The sequence below is a fragment of the Halalkalibacter kiskunsagensis genome, assembly GCF_037027555.1.
GTDB classification, from domain to species: Bacteria; Bacillota; Bacilli; order Bacillales; family Bacillaceae_D; genus Halalkalibacter; species Halalkalibacter kiskunsagensis.
This window is the reverse complement of sequence record NZ_JAXBLX010000053.1, coordinates 1-13,422: the sequence shown is the minus strand read 5'-3', so window position 1 is coordinate 13,422 and position 13,422 is coordinate 1. Positions and strand designations below refer to the sequence as shown.

12 protein-coding genes are annotated in these 13,422 nt (G+C 41.1%); all 12 read left to right on the top strand.

All coding sequences use genetic code 11. The features are described from left to right. Window positions 1–124: 124 nt before the first annotated feature. The 12 genes from SLH51_RS21165 to rnr all read left to right on the top strand — a co-directional run bounded on the left by SLH51_RS21165 (window position 125) and on the right by rnr (window position 13,021). Window positions 125–919 carry an ABC transporter permease gene (locus tag SLH51_RS21165; protein ID WP_390183783.1) on the top strand — a complete coding sequence of 265 codons (795 nt, stop codon included), beginning with the start codon at window positions 125–127 and terminating at the stop codon, window positions 917–919. A gap of 29 nt (window positions 920–948) precedes the next feature. Further along, entirely contained in the window at window positions 949–2,004 is a 1,056-nt protein-coding gene (locus SLH51_RS21160; protein ID WP_335963508.1) for an ABC transporter substrate-binding protein, read from the top strand. Between the two features lie 12 nt (window positions 2,005–2,016). After that, complete coding sequence (locus SLH51_RS21155) at window positions 2,017–2,841, top strand: creatininase family protein (protein ID WP_335963506.1); 825 nt, start codon at window positions 2,017–2,019, stop codon at window positions 2,839–2,841. A gap of 47 nt (window positions 2,842–2,888) precedes the next feature. Next, complete coding sequence (locus tag SLH51_RS21150; protein WP_335963505.1) at window positions 2,889–3,683, top strand: ABC transporter ATP-binding protein; 795 nt, start codon at window positions 2,889–2,891, stop codon at window positions 3,681–3,683. Window positions 3,684–3,879: 196 nt separating this feature from the next. Then, window positions 3,880–5,241 carry an FAD-binding oxidoreductase gene (locus SLH51_RS21145; protein ID WP_335963503.1) on the top strand — a complete coding sequence of 454 codons (1,362 nt, stop codon included), beginning with the start codon at window positions 3,880–3,882 and terminating at the stop codon, window positions 5,239–5,241. Window positions 5,242–5,253: 12 nt separating this feature from the next. Beyond that, on the top strand, window positions 5,254–6,513 hold the full coding sequence (locus SLH51_RS21140) for an amidohydrolase family protein (protein ID WP_335963502.1): 1,260 nt from the start codon (window positions 5,254–5,256) through the stop codon (window positions 6,511–6,513). Between the two features lie 63 nt (window positions 6,514–6,576). Then, window positions 6,577–7,875: an amidohydrolase family protein gene (locus SLH51_RS21135; protein WP_335963501.1), complete on the top strand. Its 1,299-nt coding sequence runs from the start codon at window positions 6,577–6,579 to the stop codon at window positions 7,873–7,875. Between the two features lie 12 nt (window positions 7,876–7,887). Continuing rightward, entirely contained in the window at window positions 7,888–8,580 is a 693-nt protein-coding gene (gene wrbA / locus SLH51_RS21130; RefSeq protein WP_335963500.1) for an NAD(P)H:quinone oxidoreductase, read from the top strand. 131 nt (window positions 8,581–8,711) lie between these two features. Further along, on the top strand, window positions 8,712–8,936 hold the full coding sequence (secG, locus tag SLH51_RS21125) for a preprotein translocase subunit SecG (protein WP_390183782.1): 225 nt from the start codon (window positions 8,712–8,714) through the stop codon (window positions 8,934–8,936). Between the two features lie 216 nt (window positions 8,937–9,152). Further along, entirely contained in the window at window positions 9,153–9,869 is a 717-nt protein-coding gene (locus SLH51_RS21120) for an alpha/beta hydrolase (protein WP_335963498.1), read from the top strand. Next, a complete protein-coding gene (locus SLH51_RS21115; protein ID WP_335963497.1) occupies window positions 9,850–10,596 on the top strand; it encodes an alpha/beta hydrolase in 747 nt (248 codons plus the stop codon). The genes SLH51_RS21120 and SLH51_RS21115 overlap by 20 nt, the downstream gene beginning before the upstream one ends. Before the next feature lie 43 nt (window positions 10,597–10,639). Further along, window positions 10,640–13,021: a ribonuclease R gene (gene rnr, locus SLH51_RS21110; RefSeq protein ID WP_335963496.1), complete on the top strand. Its 2,382-nt coding sequence runs from the start codon at window positions 10,640–10,642 to the stop codon at window positions 13,019–13,021. Window positions 13,022–13,422 lie beyond the last annotated feature (401 nt).

The window sequence follows — 13,422 nt, the reverse complement described above, 5'->3', positions numbered from 1 at the left end:
ATTGTTCGAAATATTCAAAGCGGATCAAGTATACCGAATACAAACAAAGGATGTGTTTTACGTGGCTAGAGGTGCAGTAAATCAAGCAGGTTCAGTTGTTGTGAAAAGTCCTAGTACAGCAAAGTTGAATAAGAAATCGAACGATCTGGCGAAAAAAGTTTTCCCACCGGTAGTTGCAATGGTTTCATTTATCGTGTTATGGCAAGTGATCGTTACACTAATGGGAACGCCGCATTACATTTTGCCAAAACCGACAGATATCTTTGATGCAGCAGTGAAAAACTGGAGCAATTTATCTTCTGCTTTAATGACTACAGTTATTAGTGCTGTCTCTGGTTTTGTTTTAAGTCTGATAGGTGGAATTGGCGTCGCGGTCTTAATGGCGAGTTCGAAGCTTGTGGAAAGAAGTTTTTATCCATATGCGATTATTTTACAAACGATTCCGGTTGTTGCGATCGCCCCAATTATCGTCATCTGGTTTGGCTCTGGAATGAACGCGATTGTCATTATCGCCTTTACGATTGGCTTTTTTCCGATGTTATCAAATACATTAATTGGCCTTAATGCAACAGATCATAATATGAAAAATTTATTTTATTTGTATAATGCGACAAGATGGCAAGTTATGTGGAAATTACGATTTCCAGCAGCCCTTCCTTACATTATTGCCGGGGCGAAAATCTCTTGTACGTTAGCGGTTGTTGGGGCAATTGTTGGAGAATACATTGCTGGTGTTGGTGGAGGAGCTGGTGGTCTAGGTTATGCGATTACTGTTGCGGCGTCAAGATTACAAACACCGTACCTTTTCGCTCTTGGATTGTCAGCTGCTGTGCTAGGAATTGCCTTTTTCCTACTTGTAAGTTATATCTCACGCCTTTTCTTAGGATCTTGGCACGAATCTGAAATGGAACAAGATTAATAAAAATAGATCACTTGGGGGTATGGCAATTGCTAAAGAAATGGATGAAGAAACCTACTTTTCTCGTTAGTCTAACTCTATTATTCGCTCTGACTGCTTGCGGAGAGGAAGCGGTTGAAGAAGTAACAACAGAAGATATCGAGGTGGAAACAGCGGATGAATCAGAAGTCGTAGAAAGTGAGAATGTGGCAGCTGGAGAGCTGTTTGAAATGAAGCAAATTACTAGTTGGTTCCCTCAAGTTGAAAATGCCGGTCAATACTATGCGGCAATGGAAGGTTTTTATGAAGAAGCAGGACTTGATATGACGACAGAGCCTGGTGGACCTCAAGTTTCGTCGATCTCAATCGTCTCATCAGGAAGTGCACAAATTGGTATGGCTCAGGCCGACCAAGTGTTGTATGCCATTAATGAAGGGATCCCATTAGTTGCTTTCTTTGCTAACTTTCAAACAACACCTCAAGGGATTATGTTTCATGAAGATCAACCGATTGAATCATTTAATGATTTAGCAAATGGCTATGAAATCTATACAGCAGCAGGTGCTGGTTACTGGGAGTACTTAGTCAGTCAATATGATATTGAACAGGATCAAAACCGTGTGTATACAGGTGACAGCTCAACCTTTGTTTCCAATGATATGGCGGCGTCACAAATGTATGTGACATCTGAACCGTTTTATTTACAAGAACAAGGAGTACCAACAGGACATTTACTCATTGCTGACTCTGGTTATTCTCCGTATGGGGACGTCTTATTTACAACGGAGGCATTTATGGAAGAACACCCAGAAATGATTCAAGCGTATGTAAATGCGATTACAAATGGATGGGAAGCATTTAAAGAAGATCCTGAAAAAGTCTATGAATATATTATTGAGTTAGAACCGGAAAAAACAGTAGAACAAATGAACTATGCGACAGAGCAAATGGAAGAACTCGTCTTTGGTGGCGATGCAGTTGAGCATGGAGTTGGATATATGACAGAGGATCGTTGGGAGACACTAATTGAGCAATTATACGAATTGGAATTAATTGATTCGCTCATTCCAGCAACAGATGTTTTTACTACTGAATTTTTAAACTAGGGGGTCATCACTTTGACGCGGTCTGATCAGGAAGCATGGCATGAATACTTTTTGCCACGCTTGTCTACAAAACAAATTAATGAACTTGATAAAGAAACAGGATTAGTTGTTCTACCGATCGGTGCTGTTGAACAACACGGTCCTCATCTACCTGTTTATACAGATACGTTAATTGCGAGTGGACTCCTAGGGGCAACATGTAATCATTTAACAGCCGAGCAAAACATTTGGATGTTGCCACCCCTTCCTTATGGGAAAAGTACAGAACATTTAGGTCATCCGGGAACGATGACCTTGTCGGCTACATCACTCCAACAAGTGGTACTCGATATCGGGAGAAGTGTTAGTACAAGTGGGTTTAGACGGTTGGTTCTCTTTAACACGCATGGAGGCAATAATGATCTTTTAAACATGATGGCTCGTGAACTCCGGATTGAAACAGGGTTAATGGTGTTTCGAATGAATGGCATGGATCATAAGTCAGAGCTTGCCCATTTATATACAGACGAGGAGCTTGCCTATGGAATTCATGGGGGAGATGTTGAAACATCGATTATTTTAGCACTAGAAGAAAAATGGGTTCATATGGAAGAAGCCCCTAATGAATTTTATGATCATGAAACAATTGATGTAAAAGGTTCTCCGTATGTAGCGTGGATAGCGGATGATATTTCAGATTCTGGTATCTCAGGAAATGCACAAGTAGCTACGAAGGAAAAAGGAGAAGAAACGATAGACTTGTTAAGTGAAAAAATAGCGCGGCAGCTTGAAATGATGAGTACATTTGAAATGAATCGTTTGAAAAAGAAAGTGGTCCGATCGCCAAGGTTGTTTTGAACGACTAGAATTAGTGAGAGCACTGACACATAGAGAGGAGAAAACGAATGAAGACTGCCACATTAGAAACGAGCAAGGTGAAAAATGAGAGTGGATCACTATTACGAATTAATAATGTTAGCAAAATATACGATGGATCGATTACGGCTTTAAGTGATGTGAATTTAGACATCCCAGAAGGTGAGTTTATGTCGTTTGTTGGTCCTTCAGGTTGCGGGAAGTCGACGATTTTTAAAATCATCGCTGGGTTAAGTGATCCGACATCTGGATCAATTGAGATGGTGAGTCCAACAAAAACAGAAACGATGATGGACCGCAATGAGGTCGGATTTGTTTTCCAACATGCGACGTTATTGCCATGGAAGTCTGTTTTAGATAATGTTGGCTTGCCATTAGAGTTAAAAGGGGTATCTAAAAAAGAGCGTCAGGAAAAAGGAATGGAAGTGCTCGAAATGGTTGGTCTAAAAGGCTATGAAAAAGCCCTTCCAAGACAGCTTTCTGGCGGGATGCAAATGAGAGTGTCGATCGCTCGGTCGTTAATTGCAAAACCAAAGCTATTATTAATGGATGAACCATTTGGCGCGTTAGATGAAATGACAAGACAGAATTTGCATTATGAACTATTGAAAATATGGGAAAAGACTGGGATGACAGTCTTGTTTATTACCCATAATGTCTTTGAATCTGTGTTTCTCTCAACGAAGATTGCCGTGATGAGTGCAAGACCTGGAAGGATTACGAATGTATTTGAAGTTCCGCCATATGACCGAGATGATTCCTTCCGGAGTACACCTGAGTTTAGTCAGTTAGTAGGAGAAATTTCAAAAGGCTTGCAACATTAACCATTTAAAAAGAACTCACGCTACAGACAACGTTCGTTTAGGTAGTGGATATGGCTCCGCACCGCACGTTGCACACCCGCTATGAGGATCGACTCATAGCGGTTTTTTAAAAACAAGATAATGGTTACGCTTAATGCTTTAATCAACGGAAAGAAAAAAGACGAATGATTCTTGTTTTATGTAAAGGGAGGAAACTATGCCAAACTCAGATAACTGGTTAGACGAAATGATAGAAGCATTTGAAGCAGAGGTTGTAAATGTACGACAAGCGTACGTAAAAAGAATGTCTCAAGATTATTATTGGTACTCTCCCATTTTAAAAAGGCAGTTAGAAAGTCACTTTGGTGATTGTGTTGCTGCACCGAGAACAGAACAGGAATTGATGAACGTGTTATCATTTGCAGCAAAAAGGAAAATACCGGTCGTTCCAAGAGGAGGAGGAACGGGCAACTATGGACAAATTGTTCCTCTATATGGGGGGATTGTCTTAGACACTAGTAAATTAAATCAAGCAATTGAAATAAAGGAAGGTGAAGGGACGTTTCAAGCAGGAATGAAACTTGGTATGATCGAAAAAACATTACATGAATCAGATCAGGAGCTTCGATTTTTTCCGAGTACGTTTATGAAATCGACTCTTGCTGGATTTATTGCGGGAGGAACAGGTGGAATCGGCTCAATTGAATATGGGACGCTGTGGGATGAAGGAAATGTTCTTGAATTAACGATTGTTACAGTGGAAGAAACTCCGCGAAAACTAAAGGTGAAAAAGAAAGAAGAGTTGGCTAAATATATACATAGCTATGGCCTTTCAGGTGTCTTAACAGAGGCAAAAATTACGTTAGCAAAGAAAACGAATTGGAATGACATGCTTATTAGATTTGCTGACTTAGATCAGGCTCTTCTTTTTTCTGAGAAAGTAGCAATAAATTCAAACATAAAAAAAAGACTGATATCGGTATGTGAAGCTCCACTGTCAACCTCATTCTCTCCGATTGAACGCTACACAACGAAAGAGGATGCAACGGTGTTGTTACAAATAGATCCGAGTCACCAAGAGAGTGTAACGAAACTGGCTTCAACCTACAAGGCAAACGTTGAAGATACATTTCCACACTATATTCACATAAATAAGCTACGTGTCAGTGATTTTAGTTGGAACCATGTAACGCTCTGGTGGCTTAAGCAACATACGAAAGATACGTACTTGCAAGGGCGCTTTCATCCAGATCATTATTTGGAACAAGTGAAACAGCTAAAAGACCGTTTCGGAGATAAAGTGCTTATTCATTTCGAATGGATAAAAGTCAAAGGCGCGGTTGTCCCTAGCTCACAACCAGTTATTCGCTATCACTCACCTGCTCGCTTACAAGAAATAATTGATGCGTTTCATGAATTTGGAATAAAGGTAAGCAATCCACATACGTATTTACTCGAGGAAGGTGGAAAAGACGATTGGATTGATCAAATTTGCGTAGCAAAGGGAGAAAATGACCCATATTCTTTGCTCAACCCAGGAAAGACCAAGCGTAGGGCTAACAAAAAACAAATACGGTAGCGGGTGAGAGGAATGTATGATTTAGTTATCAAGAATGTTCGGATCGACCAGTTAAAAATAAAAGATATAGCAATGAAAGATGGTTGCATTTGTAAAATCGGATCGATTTCAGAGCCGGCTAATAAGGTAGTTGATGGCGAAAAGAGATGGCTTCTACCCCCTTATGTAGAATCACATGTACATTTAGACACGGCTTTAATAAGTGGAAAGCCATTTGTTAATCAGTCTGGTGAATTGTTTGAGGGCATTAACATATGGAACAAATACAAAGAAAACTTTCTGACGCATGAAGATGTTATGGAACGTGCAAAAACGGTAATCAAAATGATGGCTGGACAAGGAGTCCTCTTTATGAGGTGTATGGTCGACATATCCGACCCTCAGTTGACCGCTTTAAAAGCATTGCTAGAAGTAAAGCGCTCAGTTGCACACTTTATGACCGTTCAACTTGTAGGCTTTCCACAAAATGGCTTACTCTCTTCTAAAGACGGATTCTTGCAACTGGAACAAGCAATTGACTTAGGAGTCGATGGAATTAGTGCAGTTCCCCATCTAGAGGCAACGCGTGAAAAAGGAGTTACGTCGTTAGAGCAATGTTTTCAGTTGGCAGTAAAGCATAAGAAATTTCTCCATATTTTTTGTGACGAAATTGATGATAGCCAGTCTCGTTTTCTAGAAGTTGTCGCCTCACTTGCCATAGAGACAGGGCTACACGAACAAGTGACGGCAAGTCACGTGAACGCTATGAGCTATTACGACGAGGCGTATGTGAGGAAGTTACTTGACCTACTGAAAGCGTCAAGAATAAATATTGTGACCGCACCGCTTATTAATAGTGCCATGCAAGGGAGAGTGGATGCCTCGCCTAAAGGAAGGGGAATTACTCGAGTGAAGGAGCTCCACGAGGCAGGAATAAACGTTGCGGTTGCACATGATGACATTTTGAGTCCATTTTATCCTCTAGGAACAGGATCCATGCTAGCTGCTGGGCACATGTTATTGCATCTTGCTCATATGACAGGAGAGAAAGACTTTAAAACGGTATTACAGATGATGACGAGTAATGCAGCGAAAGTGCTTGGAATCAAAAGGTACGAAATCAACGAAGGGAATCAAGCCAATTTCATCCTTGTTTCAGCAGCGAATGCCCAAGATTTATTACGTAGACAGCCAGTTGCAGAACTAGTAGTAGCGAATGGTCAAATACTTGCAGAAACGCCAAAACAGGAAACAAAATGGAATGGCTTCCTTGAAATGCCACGGCACCTATGATGTAGGATACAGGTTTCAATAAATGTGAACAGGGAAGTAACTAAAGAAGAGGGGTATTCCTAAATGAGAATCGTGAATGTGAAAATACCAACATTAAGTCAACAGTTGTACTATGATGTGACGATTGAGCATGGGAAAATAACAGAAATGCATTCTTATGAAAAGAAAAAAGTAGGAGATCGCTCTTTTTCGTTTCTACTGTCTGACCATGAGCAAGACGACCTCGTTACATGGGATGCTGATGGACGAATTCTTTTGCCTGGGATGGTCGATGCACATATGCATTTAGATAAGTCGCATTCGCTAGTAGTTGCAAAGAATCAAAGTGGTACGTTGCTAGAAGCGATTCAAAGTTACACGAAAGCTTCTGAAACGTTCACGGATGAAAATGTCTTAGACAGAATGAGAAAAACAGCTCTGGCTGCTTTAGCTCATGGCACAACAACGATTCGCACACATATTGACTTTAATACAAGAGTAAATGAAGAGACAACCTTTCGCGGGGTGAGAATGGCCCTCCAGTTAAAAAAAGAACTCGCTCCTATTATGGAAATTCAAGTGTTTCCCATGCTTCCTTATTACCCTTATGATGATTGTGACCGTAAAAAAATTGAAGAGATGCTCACATTTGGAGTGGATGGTGTTGGTGGAGCGCCACATTTAAGCGAGTTGCCGATTGAGTGTATTGATGAAATTTTTTCTTATGCCAAAAAGTATAACTTACCTATTGACCTACATACAGATGAAAGCGATGATCCAACTGTTGATACAGTTCTCTACATCGCTGAAAAAACAATTGAAGCAAGCTATCAAGGAAAAGTGGTCGTTGATCATTTGTGTTCGCTTGCGGCAATGGACGAAGAAAAGGTTAATACAGTCATCGCGATAATGAAAGAAGCAGAATTAGGAGCGATTACACTTCCTGCTGCAAATCTTTATTTACAAGGGAGAGAAGATCGTGGGGTAGTTAGAAGGGGGATTACACGGGTCAAAGAACTTCTGGAAGCGAACGTGCCCATTGCCATAGCCTCTGACAATGTGTGTGATCCTTTTCATCCCTTTGGAAGAGGAGATCTCTTGCAAATAGCACAGCTAACAGGGTACACGGCGCATATGGGGGGGAAAGCTGATCTATATTCACTGCTGAAGATGATTACAGAAGTACCAGCACAGCTTGTTGGGAAAGAACCAAAAGCATTTGTTGTCGGAGCAGAGGTAGAATTTGTTTTGTTCGATGCAAAAACGATTGAAAGCTTATTAGCGGAACTCACGCAAACGCGTGCAGTATATCGTCGTGGTCGGTGGGTAGCGATGACAAAGAAAACATCTGAAGTTAGCCTTCATCCAACTATAATCATGTAAAGAGGGATTTTGTTGACGAACATACTAATTATTTATTACAGTGCCTTTGGACATATTGCGACACTCAGCGAAGCGATAGCAGAAGGTGTTCAAAAAGTTGATGGTGTGAAATATAAACATGTCCGCATTCCTGAGTTTGCAGACCGAAGCATTCGAGTAGTTAATCAGCGCAGCAACGACGAACAAGAAGGACTTAGCCAACACTTTAAGCTGACAAAACGAGTAGTGGACTATGAACGAGTTCAACAAGAACAACTTCATATTCCAGTAGCTACACTTGATGATTTAGCAAAAGCAGATGGAATCATTTGGGGGTTTCCAACCTATTTAGGAACTATGCCAGGGCAAGTTAAATCGTTTCTTGATCAGGCAGGGCAATTTTGTACAACGGGAGAGCTAGAAGGAAAACCGACAGCTTTGTTTACGAGTGCAGGTTCGATCCATGGTGGACATGAGGCGACATTGCTTAATTCGCTCATACCGTTGTTGCATCTAGGCATGATTTTTATTGGGCTCCCCTATTCGCAAAACCCTGAATACTTAACAGACAAGGCGATAGGTTGCTCCCCGTACGGAGTATCTACCCTTGCTGGACCAGATGGATCAAGAACGCCTTGTCAAGATGAACTTACAATGGCTGGTCGGTTAGGGGAGCGTGTAGCCAGAGTCGCTAAATCTTTTACAGTCGCTAAGCCATTCGAATAATGTGGATTCTAGAGGTGGACTGTTGCTTCCTACTGAATCAAGCAACAAACTTTTTATTGTTGTAGCCAAATACTTTTTTATGGTACATTAGTATAAGCGCAAACTGTGCTTGGAGGTGTAGGTAAGTGCAAATGGTAGCAACAGTCTTACTCGTTATTGTATCAATTAGCTTAATAGCAGTTGTATTATTACAATCTGGAAAAAGTGCAGGTCTTTCAGGAGCAATCTCTGGCGGTGCTGAACAACTTGTCGGAAAACAGAAAGCACGAGGACTTGATGCGGTATTAAGCAAAGCAACTGTCGTATTAGCTGTATTGTTTTTTGTCTTAACCGTTACGGTTGCATATTTCTTGTAATATCCAAAGCAGTAGGTGCTAAACCTGCTGCTTTCTTTATATTATAAAATAATGGGTGTGCCAATAAATAAGGTTATTGACACAGTGGATCGGGTATTGTAGTAGAGTGGGATAATGAATAGAATGCGAAAGTATGGAACGTGACTACAAACAGTAAAAAGTATTAGACGACATCCCCTTTTCCAAAAGCAACACAAAGAAAGGTGTGAGGAGAATATGATTGGTTGTCTATGTTTGCATGGTTTTACAGGTGAGCCGTGGGAAGTAGAACCGATTTCAACATATTTTCTTGAGAAAAAACATTGGCTAGTTTATACACCAATTTTGCCTGGTCATGGTCAAAATGGAAACTTGAAAGATGTGACTTATCAAGAATGGGTCTATACAGCAGAAGTAGCTGTCTGTGAGTTATTAAACCGGTGCGAGAAAGTCTATGTGATTGGGTTTTCCATGGGGGGAATGCTCGCTTGTTACATTGCAGCGAAATATGAAGTGTCAAAGCTTGTTCTGTTAAGTGCTGCTGCTTACTATGGAAATCCGCTACAACTCATCCAAGATTTAAAGGAGAAGGTGCGGTTGCGTGTTCTAGGTGAGCTAGATAACGATGAACATTATCAACTTTACCGAAAAAAAATCATTGAAACACCACTAGGCTCAGTGCTCCAATTCATGCAAGTTGTTAAAAAAATAAAGCCGTTTTTACGAAAAGTTACGGTCCCCTCACTTATCATACAAGGAGAATTAGACGGGATTGTTCCACGGAAAAGTGCATTATATTTATATGAAACGATCGGATCAAAAATAAAAGAACTTGCTTTTTTGCCAGAATCGAAGCATTTGATTTGCCATGGCTTTGAAAAAGCTTTATTAATTAATAAGATTGAGGCATTTTTGTGTAGAGAGGAAGATGAAGATGAAAGTGGTGACACCTAAACCATTTACGTTTGAAGGAGGAAAGCGAGCAGTCTTGTTGTTGCATGGGTTTACAGGGACAACAGCCGATGTGAGAATGCTTGGTCGTCATTTGCAAAAACAAGGCTATACATGTCATGCTCCGTTATATAAAGGACATGGCGTTCCTCCTGAAGAATTAGTACATACAGGACCAGAAGATTGGTGGCAAGATGTGGTGGATGGATATGAATACTTAAAAGAAAGAGGACATGAAGAAATAGCAGTTTGTGGACTATCGCTTGGAGGGGTATTCTCCCTTAAAATCGGGTACACTTTACCTATAAAGGGCATCGTACCTATGTGTGCACCGATGAGACCAAAAACAAAAGATGCAATTTACAAAGGGGTTCTTCTATACGCTAAGCAATACAAGCAACTCGAAAAGAAGTCAACGGAACAAATTGAACAAGAGATGGCAGCATTTGAAGAAACACCAATGGGGACGTTACAAGCGCTGCAAGGATTAATAAATGACGTCAGGGACAATCTTGATTTTATATATTCTCCTGTATTTGTCGTTCAAGCAAGAAATGATCAAATGATTGATATAGAAAGTGCAAACATTATCCACGATCATGTTGAATCAGATGAGAAGGCATTAAAATGGTATGAAGATTCCACCCATGTCATTACATTAGATAAAGAGAAAGAGCAGCTTCATGATGATGTCTATCAATTTTTAGAGAAACTTGATTGGACAAGCTAATCACAAGTAGAAAGAAGCTGTTTGAACGAAAGGAGTCAGAAAGATGAATGAACAATTAATACAGCAACTATTAACACACTTTCGCGAGACGGCGGAAAAACCTCTTTCTATAAGTGAGATTGAAGAAGCGTTTGAGGTAGAAGGCAGTGATCATTTCAAGGAATTGGTTAAGTCATTAAATGAATTAGAGCACAGAGGTCTTGTTGTTCGAACAAGAACCGATCGCTACGGAATTCCAGAGAAAATGAATTTAGTTCGAGGCCGTGTCCAAGGACATGCAAAAGGGTTTGCTTTTATCATTCCTGAAGTAGAAGGCATAGATGACGTGTATGTGACAAGTGGAGATATGAATAGTGCCATGAACGGAGATATCGTTCTTGTGCGATTAAATCAAAAGTCTTCTGGGACAAGACCAGAGGGACAAGTGATCCGTATTATTGAGCGTGGCACAACAGAAGTAGTTGGAACCTATGTTGACCAAGATTCGTATGGTTTTGTCATTGCTGATGATAAGCGGATTGCAAATGATATTTTCATTCCGAAAAACAACACGCAAGGTGCTGTCGATGGTCATAAAGTTGTTGTCAAAATTACGAAATATCCTGAAGGGCGTATGAGTGCAGAAGGCCAAGTGATTAAAGTGCTCGGACACAAAAATGATCCAGGCATGGACATTCTTTCAATCATTTACAAGCATGGCATACCAATTGAATTTCCAGATGAAGTGATGGCTCAAGCAAACTCAGTTCCAGATCAAATTGATCCAAATGATCTCAAAGACCGCCGCGACTTACGTGATGAAACGATTGTTACGATTGATGGGGCTGATGCGAAGGATTTAGATGATGCCGTTCACGTGAAGAAACTTGAAAATGGCAACTATTTATTAGGAGTTTCAATTGCAGATGTCACTCATTATGTTACCGAAGGATCACCGATTGACGAAGAGGCGGCAGAACGTGCAACGAGTGTGTACTTAGTTGACCGTGTTATCCCGATGATTCCACATCGGCTTTCAAATGGTATTTGTAGTTTGAATCCGAAAGTTGACCGTTTAACGCTTACATGTGAAATGGAAATTGATCATACTGGGAATGTCGTTAATCATGAAATTTTTCAAAGTGTCATTAAAACTACAGAACGTATGACTTATGCAGATGTGAATAAAATCTTAGTAGACAATGATGAAGAAACACGCAAACGCTACGAATCGTTAGTTCCGTTTTTTGAAGAGATGGAGACTCTTGCTGCAATCTTACGGAAAAAGCGTTTTGACCGTGGTGCGATTGACTTTGACTTTAAAGAAGCAAAAGTTCTTGTTGATGAAGAAGGGAAACCGACAGATGTTGTAATTAGAACCCGTTCCGTAGCGGAAAAATTAATTGAAGAGTTCATGCTAGCGGCTAATGAAACAGTTGCAGAGCATTTCCATTGGTTGAAGCTTCCGTTCGTCTATCGCATTCATGAAGATCCAGATGCGGAGAAGCTTACAAAATTTTTGGAGTTTATTACAAACTTTGGTTATGTGGTCAGAGGCAATGCGAATACTGTTCATCCTCGCGCCTTGCAAATGCTGCTTGAGGAAATCAAAGGAGAACCAGAAGAAACAGTGATTAGCACGGTCATGCTTCGTTCCATGCAGCAAGCAAAGTATGATACGAATAGCCTTGGTCACTTCGGGTTATCAACAGAGTTTTACACACACTTCACATCACCAATTAGACGTTATCCAGATTTGCTCGTTCACCGTTTAATTCGAACGTATTTGATTAAAGGGAATGTTGATGAAGCTACACAAGAGCGGATGAATGCAATATTACCTGATCTTACTCGTCATTCTTCTGAAATGGAAAGACGTGCAGTGGAAGCAGAACGAGATACAGATAGTATTAAAAAAGCTCAGTACATGGAAGATAAAATTGGTGAGACCTTTACGGGAATGATAAGTGGTGTGACGAATTTTGGGATGTTTGTGGAGCTTGAAAATACGATTGAAGGTCTCGTTCACGTTAGTTATTTAACAGATGATTATTATCATTATGATCAGAAGCAATATGCGATGATCGGGGAGCGGACAGGGAAGACGTTTCGCATTGGTGATGAAATCGAAGTGAAAGTGACAAATGTGAACGTCGAAGAAGCTTCGATTGACTTTGAAGTAGTTGGCATGAAACCGAGAGAACGTCGCGAACCAAGAGAACGTCCGAAAGTGATTGTCGGTGGAAAGCGTGACCCTCGTGGAGGACGTGGAGCTGGCAGTGGCAAAAGTCGTGGAGGACGCGGCTCTGGCGAAGGACGCAATGGCAGTGGCAAAGATGGTGCAAAAACAGAGGAAAAAGGCAGCGGACAAAAGCGTAAGAAAAAGAAATTTTACGAAAATGCACCAAGTGCGAAGCGAAAGAAAGGAAAGAAGCGTCGGAAATAAAAGGACCTTTCTAGAGTATAAAAAAGGGAAAACCGCTTTTTTTGCGGAAGGTGGCGTGGCACCGCGCGCTGCACGCAAGCTAGGAGAAGAGCACTCCTAGCTCACTCAAAAGAAAGCAGCGGCTCCGCTCACGCGTCGAGATTCTAAAAAAAAAGGAAAAAATCGCCCTTTTTGCGCCGAAGGCTTGCGTGGCACCGCGCGCTGCACGCAAGCTAGGAGGAGGGCATTCCTAGCTCACTCAAAAGAAAGCAGCGGCTCCGCTCACGCGTCGAGATTCTAAAAAAGGGAAAAATCGCCCTTTTTGCGCCGAAGGGTTGCGTGGCTCCGCGCGCTGCACGCAAGCTAGGAGAAGAGCACTCCTAGCTCACTCAAAAGAAAGCAGCGGCTCCGCTCACGCGTCG